Origin of the sequence: Microvirga antarctica (genome assembly GCF_017921815.1) — a bacterium.
In the GTDB taxonomy this organism is placed as follows: domain Bacteria; phylum Pseudomonadota; class Alphaproteobacteria; order Rhizobiales; family Beijerinckiaceae; genus Microvirga; species Microvirga antarctica.
In genome coordinates, this window is sequence record NZ_JAGEMM010000003.1 from 305,874 (window position 1) to 324,748 (window position 18,875).

At 64.5% G+C, this 18,875-nt stretch carries 18 protein-coding genes; 4 read left to right on the forward strand and 14 right to left on the reverse strand.

Features of this window, described 5'->3' with window-relative positions; all coding sequences use genetic code 11:
• Positions 1-104: 104 nt before the first annotated feature.
• The 4 genes from J4G32_RS12565 to J4G32_RS12580 all read right to left on the reverse strand — a co-directional run bounded on the left by J4G32_RS12565 (position 105) and on the right by J4G32_RS12580 (position 2,516).
• Positions 105-551 carry a DUF1178 family protein gene (locus J4G32_RS12565; protein WP_210493551.1) on the reverse strand — a complete coding sequence of 149 codons (447 nt, stop codon included), beginning with the start codon at positions 549-551 and terminating at the stop codon, positions 105-107.
• Between the two features lie 64 nt (positions 552-615).
• Positions 616-1,479 (reverse strand): carbon-nitrogen hydrolase family protein, encoded by an 864-nt coding sequence (locus J4G32_RS12570; protein ID WP_210493556.1) that lies wholly within the window; start codon positions 1,477-1,479, stop codon positions 616-618.
• A gap of 15 nt (positions 1,480-1,494) precedes the next feature.
• The gene (gene grxC, locus J4G32_RS12575) at positions 1,495-1,749 is read right to left on the reverse strand and encodes a glutaredoxin 3 (protein ID WP_210493565.1); all 255 of its coding nucleotides are present in this window, start codon (positions 1,747-1,749) and stop codon (positions 1,495-1,497) included.
• Between the two features lie 41 nt (positions 1,750-1,790).
• Positions 1,791-2,516 (reverse strand): ComF family protein, encoded by a 726-nt coding sequence (locus tag J4G32_RS12580; RefSeq protein ID WP_246505053.1) that lies wholly within the window; start codon positions 2,514-2,516, stop codon positions 1,791-1,793.
• A 182-nt stretch (positions 2,517-2,698) separates the two neighbouring features.
• Between J4G32_RS12580 and J4G32_RS12585 the strand changes: the two genes are divergently transcribed.
• Both J4G32_RS12585 and J4G32_RS12590 read left to right on the forward strand, forming a co-directional pair.
• Positions 2,699-3,568 (forward strand): methyltransferase domain-containing protein, encoded by an 870-nt coding sequence (locus J4G32_RS12585; RefSeq protein ID WP_210493571.1) that lies wholly within the window; start codon positions 2,699-2,701, stop codon positions 3,566-3,568.
• Between the two features lie 118 nt (positions 3,569-3,686).
• Positions 3,687-4,052, forward strand: a complete 366-nt coding sequence (locus tag J4G32_RS12590; protein WP_210493577.1) for a DUF427 domain-containing protein — start codon at positions 3,687-3,689, stop codon at positions 4,050-4,052.
• A gap of 43 nt (positions 4,053-4,095) precedes the next feature.
• Here J4G32_RS12590 and J4G32_RS12595 read toward each other — a convergent pair whose 3' ends face one another.
• The 6 genes from J4G32_RS12595 to J4G32_RS12620 form a co-directional block, all read right to left on the reverse strand.
• Positions 4,096-5,298 (reverse strand): autotransporter outer membrane beta-barrel domain-containing protein, encoded by a 1,203-nt coding sequence (locus J4G32_RS12595; RefSeq protein WP_210493581.1) that lies wholly within the window; start codon positions 5,296-5,298, stop codon positions 4,096-4,098.
• 149 nt (positions 5,299-5,447) lie between these two features.
• The gene (locus J4G32_RS12600) at positions 5,448-6,368 is read right to left on the reverse strand and encodes a DMT family transporter (RefSeq protein WP_210493583.1); all 921 of its coding nucleotides are present in this window, start codon (positions 6,366-6,368) and stop codon (positions 5,448-5,450) included.
• A gap of 12 nt (positions 6,369-6,380) precedes the next feature.
• Entirely contained in the window at positions 6,381-6,821 is a 441-nt protein-coding gene (locus J4G32_RS12605) for a (deoxy)nucleoside triphosphate pyrophosphohydrolase (RefSeq protein WP_210493588.1), read from the reverse strand.
• Between the two features lie 128 nt (positions 6,822-6,949).
• Positions 6,950-8,191, reverse strand: coding sequence for a bifunctional glutamate N-acetyltransferase/amino-acid acetyltransferase ArgJ (argJ, locus tag J4G32_RS12610; protein ID WP_210493594.1), 1,242 nt, complete (start codon positions 8,189-8,191; stop codon positions 6,950-6,952).
• Positions 8,192-8,386: 195 nt separating this feature from the next.
• A complete protein-coding gene (locus J4G32_RS12615) occupies positions 8,387-9,778 on the reverse strand; it encodes a calcium-binding protein (RefSeq protein ID WP_210493597.1) in 1,392 nt (463 codons plus the stop codon).
• A gap of 161 nt (positions 9,779-9,939) precedes the next feature.
• A complete protein-coding gene (locus tag J4G32_RS12620) occupies positions 9,940-10,845 on the reverse strand; it encodes a peptidylprolyl isomerase (RefSeq protein ID WP_210493601.1) in 906 nt (301 codons plus the stop codon).
• A 248-nt stretch (positions 10,846-11,093) separates the two neighbouring features.
• Here J4G32_RS12620 and secA point away from each other — a divergent pair, with 248 nt between their 5' ends.
• A complete protein-coding gene (gene secA / locus J4G32_RS12625) occupies positions 11,094-13,898 on the forward strand; it encodes a preprotein translocase subunit SecA (protein WP_210493612.1) in 2,805 nt (934 codons plus the stop codon).
• 94 nt (positions 13,899-13,992) lie between these two features.
• Here the strand turns inward: secA and J4G32_RS12630 are convergent, their stop codons facing one another.
• From J4G32_RS12630 to J4G32_RS12645, 4 genes are all read right to left on the reverse strand, one after another.
• A complete protein-coding gene (locus J4G32_RS12630; protein ID WP_343232645.1) occupies positions 13,993-14,412 on the reverse strand; it encodes a VOC family protein in 420 nt (139 codons plus the stop codon).
• A gap of 160 nt (positions 14,413-14,572) precedes the next feature.
• Positions 14,573-15,940, reverse strand: a complete 1,368-nt coding sequence (locus J4G32_RS12635) for a L,D-transpeptidase family protein (protein WP_210493625.1) — start codon at positions 15,938-15,940, stop codon at positions 14,573-14,575.
• A gap of 199 nt (positions 15,941-16,139) precedes the next feature.
• Positions 16,140-17,093, reverse strand: coding sequence for an acetyl-CoA carboxylase carboxyltransferase subunit alpha (locus J4G32_RS12640; protein ID WP_210493630.1), 954 nt, complete (start codon positions 17,091-17,093; stop codon positions 16,140-16,142).
• 120 nt (positions 17,094-17,213) lie between these two features.
• On the reverse strand, positions 17,214-17,963 hold the full coding sequence (locus J4G32_RS12645; RefSeq protein WP_210493634.1) for a class I SAM-dependent methyltransferase: 750 nt from the start codon (positions 17,961-17,963) through the stop codon (positions 17,214-17,216).
• 114 nt (positions 17,964-18,077) lie between these two features.
• On the opposite strand from J4G32_RS12645, the gene gloB reads away from it, so the two are divergent.
• Positions 18,078-18,845, forward strand: a complete 768-nt coding sequence (gloB, locus tag J4G32_RS12650; RefSeq protein ID WP_210493642.1) for a hydroxyacylglutathione hydrolase — start codon at positions 18,078-18,080, stop codon at positions 18,843-18,845.
• Positions 18,846-18,875: the final 30 nt, after the last annotated feature.

Here is an 18,875-nt window from a genome sequence, read left to right on the forward strand (position 1 = left end):
TCTGTACGGGGAGGGCGGGGGCCTGTGAACCCCACGGGCTTCACCTTCCGGTGTGGGCCGCTGTTACCGGTCTGCGCGCCAGTCGACGCCGTCTGACCAACACTTTAGTTGCGATCGCCCGCAAGGATCGGCAGCGGCATCACCGCGATTCCCTCCTCGATCAGCGATCGGGCCTCCTCTCCATTGGCCTCGCCATAGATGGACCGGTGGTCGACCTCGCCGTAGTGCATCTTGCGGGCCTCGTCTGCAAAGCCGCGGCCGACATTCTCGGAATTGGCCATCACATGCTCGCGCATCGCCTTGATCATGGCCCGCAGATCCCGGTCCTTCTCCGACAGGGCCGCCACCGGCTGCGGGACCGGTTCGGCCGAAGCCGGCGCCTTGTCGGCGCGCGTAAGGGCTGGCGCCATGACCTGCTTGTGGATCTTCAGGGAATGGCAGAAAGGGCAAGACACGAGGCCGCGGCGGCTCTGCTCGTCGAACGCATCGCTCGTCGGAAACCAGCTCTCGAAATCGTGGGCCTGCTCGCAGGCGAGCGCATACTTGATCATGAGATTCAGATGGGGATGCCAAGGCTCGTGGCCAAGCTCCCGGGAACGGATGAGGGACGAGGGGTCAGGCGAGAGCGACTTCCGGCCGCACGGAAGCTGGCGTTACCTCGACCCGGAAGGGGCGGGCATTCTTCAAGGTCGGGATGCGGCTGCGGGCATCCTCCACCAATGCAATGTCGATCTGCGCCAGGATGATGCCGGGCTGGTCGCCGGCCTCCGCCAGGATCCGGCCCCAGGGATCGACGATGAGCGAGTGGCCGAAGGTCTCCCGGCCATCCTCATGCAGGCCCGCCTGGGCGGCCGAGATCATGAAGGACCCGGTCTCAATCGCGCGGGCGCGCTGGAGAACGTGCCAGTGCGCCTCGCCGGTCTGTTTCGTGAAACAGGCGGGCGCCGACAGAATGGAGGCGCCATTCTCGGCAAGCGCCCGGTAGAGGGCCGCGAAGCGGACATCGTAGCAGATCGTGAGCCCAAGCCGTCCCCAGGGGGTTTCTGCCAGAACCGCCCTGTCGCCGCCCGTATAGGTGGCCGATTCCCGCCAGCTCTCGCCATTGGGCAGGTCCACATCGAACAGATGGACCTTGTCGTATGACGTGACGATCTCGCCGTCCCGTCCAATCAGGAAAGCCCGGTTGGCGATTTTGTCGCCGACCTTGACGGCGATCGAGCCGATCTGCACCACCACGCCGTGCGCGCGCGCCACCTCCCTCAATGCCGAAAGCGTCGCGTCGCGATCTTCAGGGCCGACCTTCTCGAACAGCGAGGCGCGATCCCGTTCGACCAGGGAGGTCATCTCCGGAGTCTGGATGAAATCCGCGCCGTCTGCGACCGCCTCGCGCACGAACCCGACGACCGCGTCGCGATTCGTGAGCGGATCGCGGCCGGATCGCATCTGGATGCAGGCCGCGGTGAATGTCGTCGGCTTCATGGTGGCGGTTCTCCCTCAGGCCAATAAAGCCTCAAGTTCACCCTTGGCGTCTAGTGCGTAGAGATCGTCGCAGCCGCCCACATGGCGCTCGCCGATGAAGATCTGCGGGACGCTGGTGCGACCGCCGGCTTTTTCGATCATCGTGGCGCGCTCTTCGGGCTTCGCGCCGATGTCGACTTCGGTAAACGACGCGCCTTTCTCACCGAGGAGTTTCTTGGCGGCGGCGCAGTAGGGGCACCAGTCTTTCGTGTAGATCGTGATGGGGGGCATGCGCGAGGCGTCTCCTTCAAGCGTTGTCATATAGGGTGCGGTCAGCTTTCCGTCACGACCCTCGCAAAGGCTAAAATGTCGACGGTCGCCGCCCCGCCTCGCAGGAGCGCCCGCGCGGCGGCATTGGCGGTGGCCCCGGTGGTCAGCACGTCGTCGACCAGCAGGACTCGCTTGCCGGCCAGACGGGCGCGGCAGTCCACAGGAACGCGGAAAGCCCCTTGCAGGTTCTGTTGCCGCTGCGCCTTCGTCAGCCCGACCTGCTGCCGGGTGCGCCGCACGCGGGCGAGCAGGAACGGATTGCAGGCCACGCCGCTCTTCGCGGCAATGCAGCCGGCCAGCGCCATGGCCTGGTTGAAGCGCCGCTGCCAGAGTCGAAAGCGATGAAGGGGTACAGGCACGATGACGTCGGCGTCTGCGAGCAATTCCGCGCCCGCTCGCGTCATCATCCCGCCCAGCGCCCGGGCGAGTTCGAGGCGGTCGCCGTATTTCAACCGATGAACCAGGGCGCTCGCGATCCCGTCATATTCGGCCACCGCCCGCGCACGGGCGAAGACCGGCGGATCCGCCAGAGCGGCTGGAGATTGCAGGGCCATGCCGAAATCCACCGAAAAGGGGGTGCCCAACCGTTCGCAAAAAGGCCGCTCGATCAGCCGAAGATTCGACCAGCAGGAGGCGCAGAGCGTGTGGGGTTCGCCGATCGCGGCCTGACAGGCAATGCAGGTGGGCGGATAGACGAGCGCGAGCAGGAATCGCGCCGCGCCCCGCATCTGTCGTGCCAGCGATGCGAGGTGACCGTCATGTTCGGACGCGGCGGGGTTCATGGGCGGCATGATAGCGTCAAACTGAATCATGCGAAACAATGTTGCATTACTCTGTCTCTCGCGTGTGCCTTTGTGGACTGAGGGCGGGGGTCTTGGCCCTGTCGGGAATTCGGGCCATATCCACACGCATGACAAGCCCCGTCGTCTTCGACCGATCCCTGGTACGCCGCCGTCTCGCCCGCGCCCTGCGTGCGGGCTACGCCGATTTTCTGCTCGTGCGTGCGGTGGAGGATCTGATGGAGCGGCTATCCACCGTCTCCCGGCCCTTTCCCCTGATCCTCGACGTGGGAACGCCCACATCGGCGGCGGCGGATGCCTTGCGACGGCTGGGTACGGTCACAAGGGTCGGCCCGGTCGCAGAACCCGGAGCCATTCTGGGCGACGAGGAGCGCTTGCCGTTTTCAGGCGGGCGCTTCGATCTCGCCGTCTCCCTGTTGTCGCTCCAGAGCGTCAACGACCTGCCGGGCAGCCTGATCCAGATCCGCCGCGCCCTGAAACCCGATGGCCTGTTCATGGGCGCGTTGCTGGGCGGCGGCACGCTGACCGAGTTGCGTCAAGCCTTCACCCAGGCCGAGGCGGAACTGGAGGGGGGCGCCAGCCCGCGCGTCGCACCGTTTGCCGACGTGAAGGACCTTGGCGGCCTGCTCCAGCGGGCCGGATTCGCGCTGCCGGTAGCGGATTCGGAGGTGCTCCGCGTCCGCTACGGTGATCCGTTCGCACTCATGCGGGACCTGCGTCTCATGGGCCTGACCAACGCTCTTGTCCATCGCCGCAGAACACCCCTGCGCAGGGCCACGCTTCTGCGGGCCGCCGAGATCTATGGTGAGCGTTTTGCCGACCCGGACGGGCGATTGCCGGCGACCTTCGAAATCATCTGGCTGTCCGGATGGACGCCCCACGATAGCCAGCAGAAGCCTCTGCGGCCAGGATCGGCCACCATGCGGCTCGCAGACGCTCTCGGGGTGCCGGACGATCAGGACCCCGCCCCGCCTGCCTAGCCCTGGTGAGCCGGTCAAACGGCGCGAGATCGGCACCAATGCGGCGCGCTGCGACTGTTGACGTGCGGCCGCCTGCGTTATGATGAAGACAAGCGCTCGGGCGCGGAGGACGTTGGCGATGACACAAGGCGCTTCTGGACATTCCATCACCATCACGGAGAATCCGCACCGCATCCGCGTCTTGCTGGGCGGTTTTATCATTGCGGAGACCACGGCGGCGCTGACCTTGCGCGAAGGCTCGTTGCCGCCCGTTCAGTACATCCCGCGGCAGGATGCGCACATGGACCTGCTCGAGGCGACGTCCCACCGCACCCATTGCCCGTTCAAGGGCGACGCCTCGTATTTCACCGCCTCGGCCGGTGGATTGGTGGCGGAGAATGCGGTCTGGAGCTACGAGACGCCCCGCGAGGAGGTCGCGCGCATCGCCGGCTACCTGGCGTTCTATCCCGGCAAGGTCGATGCCATCGAGGAATTCGCCAGCTGACGCCCCCGCCGGGACGGCGAGGGCGCGCAGGGGTCCGAGATTCTCAGATGATGAGGAAGTTGCTGGCCTTCAGCGCAAGGTTCAGCCCAAGGACGGCAATGCTTTCGGCAGCCGCCGCGCCGGATCCGTCAGGATCGAAGGAGACGAAGCCGGACGTCGGATCGTACAGGAAACGCACCTCCGGGCGGGTCGCCTGTGGGCCGATTTGGAATGCCGAGGCGGCGATGGCGCCCTCGGGCAGGTTGGTCAGGTAATGACTGATTTCGAGAACGTCGTTCGCGACGCCGAAATTGATGATGGCATCGGCATTCTGTGGCGAGAAGGGGGTGTCGAACATGAAGTGGTCCTTCTCCGGACCGCCGCGCAGGACATCGGCTCCGTACCCACCGTTTAAAAAGCCCTCTTCGAGGCGGGTCGTGTTCTGCCCGAGGATGACCCGGTCGTTGCCATCGCCCCCATTCACAATGCCTTGCTGCAGGCCCCTGCTGAAGTAGATGTCATTTCCCGCGCCCAGATTGACCGCGCCGATGATGGTGCCCGCATTGATGACGGTGTCGTCGAACGATCCGGCCGATTCGATGGCCACCCCCTGATCCGCATAATTGATGATAAGCCCGTCGTTCTTGATGTAATTGGCACCCGTATTGGCCGTGTCTTCGCCGAGCGCAATGGTCGGCCCGATGTGGTTGGCAATGGTCCCGCCATTGCTGATGGTGTTGCCACCTTCCAGGATGGTGAGAGCATTGAGGTTACCGCCGATCAGGCCGGTCTCCTCGTTGGTGATGATGTTGTTGCCGCCGAGAAACTGGACGCCGTTGGCAAAGTCCTTGGGCGGGTCACCGCTATAATCCTGCGGACCAATTTTGCCCGCATTCGTCAGGATCGAGTCGCCGCCTGAGACGATGGCCATCCGCGACCCGAAGACCGCCGAGGTCGCGTCAAGGGTGATGGTGTTGAACCCACCGGAAGACAACAGGGCGATGCTGCCGGACGACAGATAGCTGTAATTCAATCCGGCGAATTCGAGCGAACCCGTACTGGTGATAGCGCTCGCCGTCTGATCGACGACGATCGTGCTATCGAGGGTGACGGATGCCGGAGCCCGCGCATGGACGAGAGCAGTGTTGCTGGTAATGATCGCCAGCGAAAGCGGTTTCGACGCAAATGAGTCGCCTTGCGCGAGTTCGTACACGGCGGGGAGAGGGCCATTGTAGAACAGTTGGCCGTCGAGAACGTAATCGGTCATGGGATTTCTCCGTTACGATATGAAGTTACGACAACGATAGCCTATGAGTCTTCGTTCGCGAGTCAACAAAGAGTTGTTTTTCTATTCGGTGGAACTTAAGCGTGTGCTTTGCGTTATAACAACCGCTTTGGGCGTCGCTTCCGTGATGGTTATGTCCGGCTGCGCCCGCTGAAGGTGACCAGCGCCACACCGCCCAGCACCACGAGGCCTCCAAGCATCTCGCGCAACCCAATATGCTCGCCCAGAAACAGCACCGCGAGAATGGCGGTCCACAGCGGCATCAGATAGCCCACCATCGAGGCACGGGTCGGGCCTGCCCGCCGGATCAGCCGCATGAACAAAAGGATGGGCGCCGCGGTCGAGACGACGCCGAGGGCGATCAACGGGGGCAGGTGAGCGCTCACCGGCGAAAACGCCGTCGGACCCGACAGGGCGAGCGCGAGACACGTTGCCGGAATGGCAGAACAGATCTGCTGGCCCAAGGCCAGCCGTGCGGGTTCGACGTGACGGACGGTGCGCACGAAAACGTTCGCGATCGCATAGCTCAAGGCTGTCGCCAGCATCGCGATGACGCCCCAGCCGCTGAGACCGCTATCGGGAAAGGCCGCCGGCCCGATCAGGATGCCCATCCCCATAAACCCGACCAGGACGCCGCCCAGGCGCCGGGGGGTCAGCCGCTCTTCGGCGAAGAACAGGTGCGCCAGGACGGCCACGAGAAGCGGGCTCGAGGCCTGGATCATCGCCGCCGACGCGGTGGTGATCTGGGTGAGCGCATAGGCCAGAAGGACGTTCGGCAGCCAGCCATTGAAGGTCCCGAGAAACAGCCAGACCGGCCAGTCGCCAGGCCCGGGCAGGATGGATTTTCGCGCAACCGCAAACCACGCCATCAGCGACGTCGCGCCGATCAGCCCGCGCATGGCGGCGATGACGAACGGGTTGATGGCGCCGCTGAGCTTGATGAAGAGGAAGCCCGTCGCCCACAGCATCGAGCAGGCGAACAGGTTCGCGATCAGGACCAATTGCGTCAGGTCCTGCGGAGCGGCACCGCCGCTGCGATCGGTTTCCGACATGGCGTGTGCGCCTCAGACGATCAGCAGGTCGACGAGGGGCGGAATCAACGGCTCGTCGGCAGCCGGCATCTTGTATTGGCGCAGATCCTGCGGCCGCACCCAGGCCAGCCCCTGGCCTTCGAGAGGCTGCACGAACCCGTCCCAGCGCCGGCAGACATAAAGCGGCATCAGCAGGTGAAAGGTCTCATAGGCGTGGCTCGCGAAGGTCAGCGGGGCGAGACAGGCCTCCTTGACGACGATGCCGAGTTCTTCTCGCAATTCCCGGATCAAGGCCTCCTCGGGGCGTTCGCCCGGCTCGAGCTTGCCGCCGGGAAACTCCCACAGGCCGGCCAGCTGTTTGCCCTCGGGTCGTTGCGCCAGAAGGATGCGGTTATCCGCATCGATGAGCGCCACGGCGACGACGAGGGTGAGTTTGAGTGGGGGCAAGACGGCCTCGCTGGGATTGGTCCCCATTCACCACATCTGTCGGCCCTGCTCAATGGCACTCAAGCACGTCTTCACAGTGATCCTGAAATGCCTCGCGTCCGGCTGGCACACAGCGCGTCCCGTTGAGGCAGAGGCCTTTCGGCGCGAGGAAATGTCTAACTGCGATAATCGCCGTTGATCTCGACATATTCCTTGGTGAGGTCGCAGGTCCACACGGTGGCTTCGCCCCGGCCGAGGCCGAGATCGACCCGGATGGTGATCTCCTGGCCGCGCATATAGGCCGTGGTGGCGCTCTCGTCATAGGCGGGATCGCGCGCGCCTTTGACCGCCACGCGAATGTCGCCGAACCAGATCGCGAGCTTGTCGCGTTCTGCCGGCTCGCCGGCCTTGCCGACCGCCATGACCACCCGGCCCCAATTGGCGTCCTCGCCGGCGACCGCGGTCTTCACCAACGGAGAATTGGCCACCGACATGGCGATCCGCTTGGCCGAGATCGCGCCGGACGCCCCGGTGATCTTCACGGTGACGAATTTGCGCGCACCCTCGCCATCGCGGGCGACCTGCTGGGCAAGGTCTGAGAGAAGCGCTTCCAGCTCCTGCCGAAACTCCTTCAGCCGACGATCGCTGGGGAGCGTGATGGCGGGAGCCCCGCGCTTGCCGGCAGCGCCGGTCGCGAAGAACAGCAGCGTGTCCGACGTGGAGGTGTCGCTGTCGACGGTCACGCAGTTGAAGCTCTTGTCCGCGCCCTTCTTCAAAAGCGCCTGCAGCACGGGCGCTGCGATCGGCGCATCGGTGAAGATGAAGGACAGCATGGTGGCCATATCCGGCGCGATCATGCCCGCGCCCTTGGCGATGCCGTTGATGGTGACGGGGACGCCTCCGATCATGGCCGTGCGGGTCGCCACCTTCGGGAAGGTGTCGGTGGTCATGATCGCCTTGGCGGCATCGACCCAGGCCAGGGGCTTGGCCTTCTTCTCGCAGCTCTCGAGCACGCCCTTGAACTTCATGGCATCGAGCGGCTCGCCGATGACACCGGTGGAGGCGATGAACACCTGCGAGGCGCGGCAGGACGCGGCCTTGGCGGCGAAATCCGCCGTCAGCTTGACCGCATCGCTGCCCTTCTTGCCGGTGAACGCGTTGGCGTTGCCGGAATTGACGACGAGCGCCCGGGCGCCCCCCTTGCCCAGGTTCTTGCGGCACCAATCGACTGGCGCGGAGGGGCATTTCGACCGGGTGAACACCCCTGCAACCGCCGTGTCCTTGGCAAAAGCCACATACAGCACATCGGTCCGGTTCTTGTAGCGGATGCCAGCCTCCGCCGTCGCGATCCGCACACCCTCGATGGCGGGCAGGGTCGGATAGGATTTGGGCGCGAGCGGAGAGATGGACTTGGACATGCGCGAACCTGGGGAAGGGGCCAGCCGGGAAGCCGTCGGGATTCGCGAAGTGCTGTTTTTTGCCGCTTTTTGTCAAGCCCGCGCTTCGTAGGGGAAGAGGTGCGAGCCCAGCGGCCACGACATCCTCACCCCACAAAATTAGCGTCGCCGCGAGATCTTCCCCCCGCGCAGCGCGCATTGTCCGTACCCACTCAGTCAGGTGATCAGGAAATGAGCCGCGGTCAGAGCAAGGCCGGTCTCCAGGTGAGCGAAAATCACCGTCGGGCTCAGGCCTTTCCCGTCGGGGTCGTACCAGAGGTTTCCGGTGACAGGGTCGTAACCAATCCGATCGGACAAATCTCTCGGCGCCGCCCCGAGCACAAAATCATCCTCGGGGAGCCCGCTCCGCGACAAGGCGCCAAAGACGGCACGGTCGAGCGCAATGCTGTCTCCCGTGGTGTCGAAGTCGGTGATGGTGTCGCGGTTGTCACGGCCGAGCTCCGAGCTGAAGAGGAACGTGTCTCTCCCGGCACCGCCTTCAAGGAGGTCGCTGCCAAGCCCGCCGTCAATCGTGCTGTCGCCATAGCCCGCGTGGATCTCGTCGATGCCGTTGCCACCGGCGATCGTGCCAGAAAGCCCACCGGAATTGCGATAGAGGTCGTTGCCGTCGCCAAGAACGACGCCCCCCACGATATCGCCAGTGTTGGTCAACGAATCGTCGCCCGCACCAAGATCGATCGAACCGTTGATGCTCCCGTCGTTGATCAGGACATCGTCGCCGGTGCCGAGATCGATGTGGCCCTCGATCTGGCTCCTGTGGTGGTTGGTCAGGACGTCGTTGTCTTCCCCGAGAAGGACATCCCCTTTGATATAGCCGGATTTGGCGTCTGTGCCATTGTCCAGCGTGTCGCGCGAAAGGCCGTCCGTGTGGATCGCCGTCCCGTATGCATTGCTGTTCTGCAGCCGGCCAACAATTTCGCCCGCGTTCGAGATGGTGTTCGTCCCGAATTCAAGCTCGCGGATGTAGATTGCCGTATCGGATAGTGATTCGATGCGCCCTTTATTCACCAGCGTATTGTTGTCGCCGTTGATGTCGATCGCACGATACGCGCCCTCGATCGACCCGAGGTTGTTGATATCGTTATGTCCCGCTGAAAGCTTCAGAGCTGTTCCGCTGATGACCGCGGTGACCTCGCCGGAATTCTGAAAGGTCGTATAGCCTCCGCCGGCAATGGCGCCCATGCCGCCGATTCCCGAACCCATGGACCCGCTGGACACGATGCTAAATTGGCCGAGGATGACCGTGTTATGCCAGCCTGGCAGGAAGATACCGTATTGGTGTAAACCGGTGATCCACCCACCGTAGCGGATGTCGATGACGTTGTTCATCCCGCCGCAGATGAAAGCCGTATCGGTCGCGACGATTTGTGCGGGATTGTAAACCGTCACCGTCGCATTGCCGTCGAGCCGGGCAATCGGGGCGTTCGATCCAAGAGAGGAAATCGATATGTTCCCGCGGATGCCGAGGGTATCGCCTTTTGCAAGAAATAAGAGCGGGGAGTTGTCGTCTCGCGACGTGTAGTCCTGGTCCCAGAGATAGTCCGTCAAGGGGCACTCCATGATTGATCCGCAATCAGGTTGCCAGGCTTGACGGTGTGATTCCTACTCTCGCAACGAAGGGCAACGGGCGAGGGCACGGTCGAAAAGGGCGGCCGAGGGCCGCCCTCAGATTAAAGGTCGGGGAGGCTGCCTCCCGCCCCAGCGGCGGATCAGGGCTTCTTCTGCTCGACCATCTTGCCGGTGGCGTCTGGCCGCTCGATCTTGGCGTTGGCGCGAAGCCCGACGATGAGGTCCTGCTGGGCCTTGCGCTCCAGATAGGTGTTCACCTGCTCCTTCATCTCGTCGAGGGACGGGACAGGCTTGGTGCGCTTTTCCTCGACCTTGATGACGTGCCAGCCGAACTGCGACTTCACCGGGTCGGAGATCTGGCCCGGTTCCATCTTGAAGGCGGCCTCGGCGAAGGGCTCGACCATGCGATCCTTGGTGAAGAAGCCGAGATCGCCGCCATCGGTCTTCGAGCCGGGATCGGTCGACAGGTCTGCCGCCACCTTGGCGAAATCCTCGCCGCCCTTGACCCGGGCCTGCGCCTTCTTGGCGTCCTCTTCCTTCTCCACGAGGATGTGGCGGGCATGGACCTCCTGCTCGGCCGGCATGCTCTTGACGGTTTCGTCGTAGAGCTTGCGGGCGGCCTCCGGCGTCACGGCCTTCTTCGATTCCTGGTCGAGATACTGATCGAGCAGGGTCTTGTCGCGGTTATAGGCGAGCTTGCGGGCGAAATCCGCCCCGTCGGCGACCTTGGCGGCCTCGGCCGCGCGGGCGCCGAGCTTGAGGTCGACCAGGTAGCTCGTCAGCAGCTCACGCTTCTGCTCGTCCGGCAGGTTCGGCAGCTGGAGGGCCGGATCGGCGGCTGCGACCGCGAGGTCCCCTTCCGTGATGTCCTGGCCGTTCACCCGCGCCACGACCTTGGCGGGATCGGCCGCAACGGCGGGGGCCGCCGGAGCGGCGGCGGCCGGAGGCGGCGCGGGAGGCGTCTGCGCCAGGGCGGCGCCGGTCATCAGCGGCAGTGCGGCACTTGCGGCGAGAAGGCTTTTCCGAAGAGAGTTTGAGACTGACATGTGATCCTCTGGTGAGCTCGGGACCGCCCACGAACGGGGTCGATCGATGACCTAGTCTGTTTACGTTTGCAAGCGATGGCATATTTATGTCACAGGATCGCTCACGATGAGGCGTTTCCGGCCCGCCTTTGGGCACTTCCGGCTGCGCCATTGCGGCACAGTCTTTAAGATGCGTTCCTGCATAATTAAGTCTATAACGCGGCCCAAACCGCTTTTCTCCTGAATCCTGGTAGTTCTGAAGGCTCTCGATGTTCGGTTCTTTTGCGAAGAAAATCTTCGGCTCGGTCAATGAACGCCGGCTGAAGTCCTATCGGCCCAAGGTCGCGGCGATCAACGCGCTTGAGCCCGAACTCGCGGCGCTGTCGGATGACGAACTTCGTGCCCGCACCGCCATGTTCAAGGCGGAGGTCGCCGCCGGCAAGACCCTCGACGACCTTCTGGTCCCGGCCTTCGCCACCGTTCGCGAGGCCGCCAAGCGGACCCTGGGGCAGCGGCCCTTCGACGTCCAGCTCATCGGCGGCATGGTGCTCCACGAGGGCTCGATCGCCGAGATGCGCACCGGCGAAGGCAAGACGCTGGTGGCGACCCTGCCGGTCTATCTCAACGCGCTCGCCGGCAAGGGCGTCCACGTGGTCACGGTCAACGATTACCTGGCCAGCCGCGACTCGGAATGGATGGGCCAGATCTACCGCTTCCTCGGACTCACCGTCGGGGTGATCGTCCACGGGCTCGACGATGTCGAGCGGGCCCAGGCCTACCAGGCCGACATCACCTACGGGACCAACAACGAATACGGCTTCGACTATCTGCGCGACAACATGAAGTACGAGATGGCCCAGATGGTCCAGCGGGGGCATAACTACGCCATCGTGGACGAGGTCGACTCGATCCTTGTCGACGAGGCGCGCACGCCGCTGATCATTTCGGGACCCCTCGATGATCGCTCCGAGCTCTACAACACCATCGATGTGGTCATCCCCCGGCTCGACCGGTCCGACTACGACCTCGACGAGAAGCAGCGCACCGTGTCGCTCACCGAGGACGGCACGGAGAAGATCGAGCAGCTGCTCCGCGAGGCCGACCTTCTGAAGGACGGCGATCTCTACGACGCGCAGAACGCCACCCTCGTCCACCACATGAACCAGGCGCTTCGCGCCCATACCCTGTTCCAGCGGGACAAGGACTACATCGTCCGCAACGACGAAGTCGTGATCATCGACGAGTTCACCGGCCGCATGATGCAGGGACGGCGCTATTCGGAAGGCCTCCACCAGGCGCTCGAAGCCAAGGAGCATGTGCAGGTCCAGCCCGAGAACCAGACCCTGGCCTCGATCACCTTCCAGAACTATTTCCGGCTTTATTCCAAGCTCGCCGGCATGACCGGCACCGCCTCCACCGAGGCCGACGAGTTCATGGAGATCTACAATCTCGACGTGGTCGAGGTGCCGACCAACCGCCCGGTCTCCCGCCTCGACGAGGACGACGAGGTCTATCGGACGGCGGACGAGAAATACAAAGGTATCATCCGCGAGATCGAGACCGCGTCCGCCCGCGGCCAGCCGACGCTGGTGGGCACGACATCCATCGAGAAGTCGGAGCACCTGGCCGAACTCCTCGTCAAGGACGGCTTCACGCTGATCGACTTCGACAACCCGCTCGCGCTCGAGCCGCTCTACAAGGCGGCCCGCGAGGGCAAGGGCATCCGCCACTTCGCGGTGCTGAACGCCCGCTTCCACGAGCAGGAAGCCTTCATCGTCGCGCAGGCGGGCGTGCCCGGCGCCATCACGATCGCCACCAACATGGCTGGCCGCGGCACCGACATCCAGCTCGGCGGCAACGCCAAGATGCGCATCGAGCGCGAGCTTGTGGGCCTCGAGGGCGAGGCGCGCGCGGCCCGCGAGATCGAAGTCCAGGCCGAGATCGATTCCTTCAAGGAGAAGGCGCTCGCTGCCGGCGGCCTCTATGTGCTCGGCACCGAGCGGCACGAATCCCGCCGTATCGACAACCAGCTGCGCGGCCGCTCGGGCCGCCAGGGCGATCCCGGCAAGTCGAAATTCTATCTGTCGCTGCAGGACGACCTGATGCGCATCTTCGGCTCGGACCGCATGGACAACATGCTGTCCAAGCTCGGCCTGAAGGACGACGAGGCCATCATCCATCCGTGGATCAACAAGGCCATCGAGCGCGCCCAGGCCAAGGTCGAGGCGCGCAACTTCGACATCCGCAAGAACATCCTGAAATACGACAACGTCATGAACGACCAGCGCAAGGTCGTGTTCGAGCAGCGCAAGGACTTCATGGCGGAGGAGAGTGTCCGCGACACCATCGACGAGATGCGCCACGGCGTCATCGACGACATGGTGAGCCGCGCGATCCCCGAGAACGCCTACGCGGAGCAGTGGAATGTCGCCGGCCTCAAGGCCGATGTGCTGAACTTCCTCAATCTCGACCTGCCGGTCGAGGATTGGGCCAAGGAGGAGGGCATCGCCGATGACGAAATCCGCGAGCGCCTCACCAAGGCTTCGGACGAGGCCTATACCCAGCGCATCGAGGCAAATTCCGCCGATGTCATGACCTATGTGGAGAAGCAGGTGCTGCTCCAGAGCCTCGACCATCTGTGGCGCGAGCATCTGGTCACCCTCGATCACCTGCGGCAGGTGATCGGCTGGCGCGGCTACGCCCAGCGCGATCCGCTGAACGAGTACAAGTCCGAAGCCTTCGAGCTGTTCAATGGCCTCGTGGATCATCTGCGCGAGCAGGTCACGGGCCAGCTCATGCGCATCCAGGTGGTGTTCCAGCAGCCAGAGCCCGCCGAATTGCCGCCGATGTTTGGCCAGCATCTCGACCCCGCCACGGGCGAGAACGAGATGGCCATGGCGGGCGGCTCGCTGGGTCAGGCCCACGGCTACGCCGCGGTCGCGGCCCCCCAGACCGTGACAGCCGAGCGCGACCCGTCCGATCCGTCGACCTGGGGCCGCGTCGGACGCAACGAGCCTTGCCCGTGCGGTTCTGGCAAGAAGTTCAAGCATTGCCACGGCCAGTTCGTGGCCTGACCGCCCTCACGCATGAACGCGAAAGCCCGGCCTTGAGCCGGGCTTTTTTGTGCCGCTCGCCTCGAGCCCGCACCGTGTGTGGACGGGCTTCAGGCTAGTCCTCGCGGAGCACCGCCTCGATGTTGTTGCCATCCGGATCGAGGAGAAAGGCCGCGTAATAGCCGGGTGCGTAGCCGGGCCGCAGGCCGGGGCCGCCATTGTCGGTTGCGCCCGCCGCCAGCCCGGCGTGGTGAAACGCTTCCACCTGCGCGCGGCTCGTAGCCCGGAAGGCCGTGTGCTGCCTGACACCATGGGGATGGAACAGGTCGATCCAGAACATCGGATAATCGATGCCGAAGGCGACGCCCCCCAGATCCGGATCGCCTTCGAAGGTCGGCGCAAAGGAGCGCGAGATCCGCATGATGATCCCGACGCCCAGCGGCTCGAGAACCCGCGCGTAGAACCGTGCCGAGCGCTCGATGTCCGAGACGCCGATGCCCGTGTGATCGAGCAACCAATTGCGCTTGTCAGCCATTCCGTCCGCTCCCGTCTGCAGAGAGACAGGCTGACACCGCCGCCGAACAATCATCGAGCGGCGCCCGCAAGCCTGCCCCAGGTCGGTGAAATATGGCAGGCCGTTCACAAAAAAGCCCGCTGGGAAGCGGGCCTTTTCATAGGCGAGATGAGCGTTTCGCCTATTGGGCGACCGCCACGGTGACGCCCGTCTGCGCCTGGGCCCGACGGGGCGGAACGGCAGGAGCGACAGCGGGCTTGACCGCCGTCACCGTGCGCTGCGGCGGCAAGGGGGTTGTCGCCACCTGAGCGGGCTCTGCCGGGGCGGTCTGCGCCGGCGCAGCGGACGTGCTGAACAGGTCGCCGATTCCGCCGAGCATCTTCTTGTAGAACGGACTGTCCGATTCAGGCGCCGCAGCGGCATTGGCATTGGCACTGACAGGAGCAGGCGCCTGCGGCGTTGCCGATGCGAGCTTGAAGGCCGGTGCCGGAGCTGCAGCAGGCTGGGCCTCAGCCGCCACCTTCGGGGCCGACGCAAAAGCCAGCGCCGTGGAGGGCGCTTCGCGCTTGGGTTTGCCGGTATCGTCCAGGACGATTTCCTGCGGTCCCGAGGACAGGCCTTCGGGACGGCTGATATCGCCGAACTTGTCGCGCATGCGGGTGTCGACCACGAGGGACCCGTCCGAGCCGCCCGTGCCCGCCATCGCGGTCACGAAGGATTCGTGGGAACCGCCGTCGTTATAGACGACCTTCACAGGCTGGACGCCGCTCGAAACCAGCTCGGCCACAGCCTGATCGTCCTGGCGGGCTTTCTGGTGGAGGGCGGCCACGACCGTCTCGTCGGTCACGTTGAACTGGTAACGACCGGCCGCCACGCTGATGCGGGGCTCGTCTTTGGTCACCTCGAAGTAGTCGGAGCCTTCCTTCAGGTTCTTCCAGAAGGCGATGTTCTGGTCGAGACGGTGCTGGGCCAGGTTCTTGGCCGTCATCCGGAAGGGGTAGGACTGGAACTGGAAGCCCCGTTGGCCGTTTGAGAGCGAATCGCGGGCAATCGCGTAGATTTCCGCGATGTTCTGGTCCGTCATGGCAAAGCAGCCGCGCGAGGAGCACGAGCCGTGGACCATGAGGGCCGCACCCGTGCGGCCGAACGAGCGGTCATAGGCGTTCGGGAAGCCCGTATCGAACGAAAGATAATAGGCCGAGTTCGGGTTCATCTGCGACGGCGTGACCGTGTAGAAGCCTTCGGGCGCCTGCCGATCGCCTTCCTTGACCTTCGGGCCAAGCTGGCCGGACCAGCGGCAGATCGGGTAGGTCTTGAGCAGAGCGTAGCGGCCCGTGGAGTTCTTTTTCCAGACCTCCATCTCCGCTTCCTTCTTGTAGGAACGGATGAGGATAGGGTCCGACCGGGACATGCCCTTCTCTTCCATCAGCGCCATCGTGGCCGGCGGAATGGGCGACAGATGGCGCGTGGAGCTGCGCGAGTAGCCCTCGTCCTGGCAGGCGGAAAGCGCGAGCACGAGGCTCGCCGCCACTGCGATACGCTTCATCATGGGGGACCCCGCATTTCTTGATCTGCCCGATCTTGCGCCGGGCAGTTCCCCAACCTGTCTAGATCGTTAGCCTTAACTCGCTGTTACCGCAAGCGTTGCCGTAACGGAGTTATGCTGAACAGCGGGTAAAATCCGGTGGATCAAACGGCAAAAATCGCTGGATTTGCAACGGAATTTATCGGCTGCGACAAAACGGACGTCAGAGCTTTCTGCCGATCGCGAGGAATTTCTCGGCCCGGTGATCGCGCAATTCGGCCGGGCCCATATTGCCGAGATCGTTCAGGGCCTCCTCTATGGCGTCGCCCGCCGCCTTGATGGCCGCCTGAGGCTCGCGATGCGCACCGCCGGTGGGCTCGACCACGATCCCGTCGATGATGCCGAGCCGCATGAGGTCCTGGGCGGTGATCTTCATGTTGGTGGCGGCATCCTGCGCGCGGGCCGAATCCCGCCACAGGATCGAGGCCGCGCCTTCCGGCGAGATGACGCTGTAGATGGCGTGTTCGAGCATCAGCACCTTGTTGGCGGTGGCGATGGCGATGGCGCCGCCGGACCCGCCTTCACCGATGACCAGCGACACATTGGGGACGCCGAGCGAAAGCTGCATCTCGGTGGAGCGGGCGATGGCCTCGGCCTGCCCGCGCTCCTCCGCCTCGATGCCCGGATAGGCGCCGGCCGTGTCGACGAAGGACAGCACGGGCAGGCCGAAGCGGTCGGCCATTTCCATCAGCCGGACGGCCTTGCGATAGCCCTCGGGCCGGGCCATGCCGAAATTGTGGCGGATGCGCGTTTCGGTGCTCGCACCCTTTTCCTGCCCCAGCACGCAGACGGCCTGGCCGCGAAAGCGCCCGAAGCCGCCGACGATCGCCTCGTCCTCGGCGAATTTCCGGTCGCCCGCCAGGGGGGTGAATTCAGTGATCAGGCCGGCACAGTAATCGACGAAGTGCGGACGCTGCGGGTGGCGGGCCACCAGCGTCTTCTGCCACGGCGTCAGCTTCCCGTAGAGATCCTTCAACGCCTCGCCGGCCTTCGTCTCAAGGCGGCTGATGTCGTCGGCAATCGAGACGGCGTCGCGGTTTTCGCCGAGCGCCCGGAGCTCTTCAACCTTGGCTTCGAGCTCGGCGACGGGCTTTTCGAAATCGAGATAACTGCGCATCAGACCCTGTTTAAAATACGAAATCCGGCGCTGACCTTGCAGCCTCGCCGGGCGGCGGGACACTGGCGATTCCCCATCCGCAAGTCAAGATAACGCTGCAACGCCGCCAAATTGCCGCTGTCAGGGCTTGGCGGCGATGCGGGAGGCGGGCGAGGAGGCCGGGACGAAAACCGGCGACATCCGGCTCGACCGTCGCACCGCCCGCACGGCCCCCGGCCGATAGAGCTGCTTGGTCGCCTCCACGATGTGGAGCCCCGCGAAGGGAAGCGAGAACCCGATGCCGATCTGCTCCCACGCCTGGGCGGTCCGCAGCAGCAGGCGGTTCCGCAGGGGCGGCACATAGAGCGTCTCGGCCCATCCTTCCGGTGAGAACCAGGTCTGGCGCATCAGGCTTTTCAACTGCGAGCGGCTATAGGGCTGGCCGTAGCCGAAGGGGGTGGTGTCCATCCGCGCCCACAGGCCGCGCCGGTTGGGCGCCACCATGATGATGCGCCCGCCCGGCGTCAGGATGCGCCAGATCTCGTGCAGCAACTCGCTCGGGCTTTCCACCGTCTCGAGGGCGTGGATGAGCAGCACCCGGTCAATGCAGGCATCCGGGAGCGGCATGGTCAGCGGGTCCACGAGGGCGGAGGCGGAAGCGCCCATCCCCGGCCAGTTCACGACGCCCTGGCTCGAGGGCATGAACGCCAGGGTGCGCTCGGCCTGATCGTGGGCGATGGCGAGATAGGGCGGCGCATAGCCGAGGCCGAGCACCCGCAGACCGGTCAACGGACCCCAGAACCGGGCGATGGCGCGGCCCACATAGCGCCGCGTGACGACGCCGAGCGGACTTGCGTAGAAACTCCTCAAATCGGTAATGTCGATGCTCATCAGATCCCGAACGCGTTCTTTCTTCCGCCGGTGGCGGTCGCTCTTGCCTGTCAAGTCTGGTCAGGCCGTGCGACTGTCCCATGATAACGCCGAATGCAGCAAGCCGAGGCCCTCATGTCCGCCGAAATCCATGTCTTCCGTTGCCTGTCCGACAATATCGGCGTGCTCATGCGCGATAGCGAGACGGGTCAATGCGCCGCCATCGATGCACCGGAGGAATCGCCGATCCTGGCTGCGCTGAAAGAAACCGGCTGGACCCTGTCGGAGATCCTCGTCACCCATCGGCATTCGGATCATATCCAGGCCATTCCGGCCCTCAAGGCCCGGTTCGGTTGCCGGGTGGTGGCGCCCGAAAAGGCGCGCGATCAGGTCCCGGGCGCGGATGTGTTCGTCAAGGAAGGCGATACGGTCAGGGTGGGCGCTCTCACCGGCGAGGTCTGGGACACGCCGGGCCATTGCAACGACCATGTGTCCTACTGGTTTGCGGCCGACAGGATTCTGTTCTGCGGCGACACGCTGTTCACGCTCGGCTGCGGAAGGCTTCTGGAAGGCAGCTACACGGCGTTCTGGGCCTCGCTCCAGCGTCTGGCAGCACTCCCCGACGAGACCCGTGTCTATTCCGGACACGATTACACAATGGCCAATGCGCGCTTTGCGCTTGCTGCCGATCCGGACAACGCGGCCCTCCAGCGAAGGGCGGCCGAGGCCGCCACCGCGCAGGCCGAGGGACGTTTCCTCGTGCCCTCGACCATTGGCGCGGAAAAGGCCGAAAACCCCTTCCTGCGCGCGGGCGAAGCGGCGCTCGCGCGGTCTGTCGACCGCGCTGGCGCGCCGGCCGTCGAGGTGTTTCAGGCTCTGCGGGAATGGAAGAACAGGTTCTAGAGAATGGCTCCTGTCGCTCTGCTGCGGAAC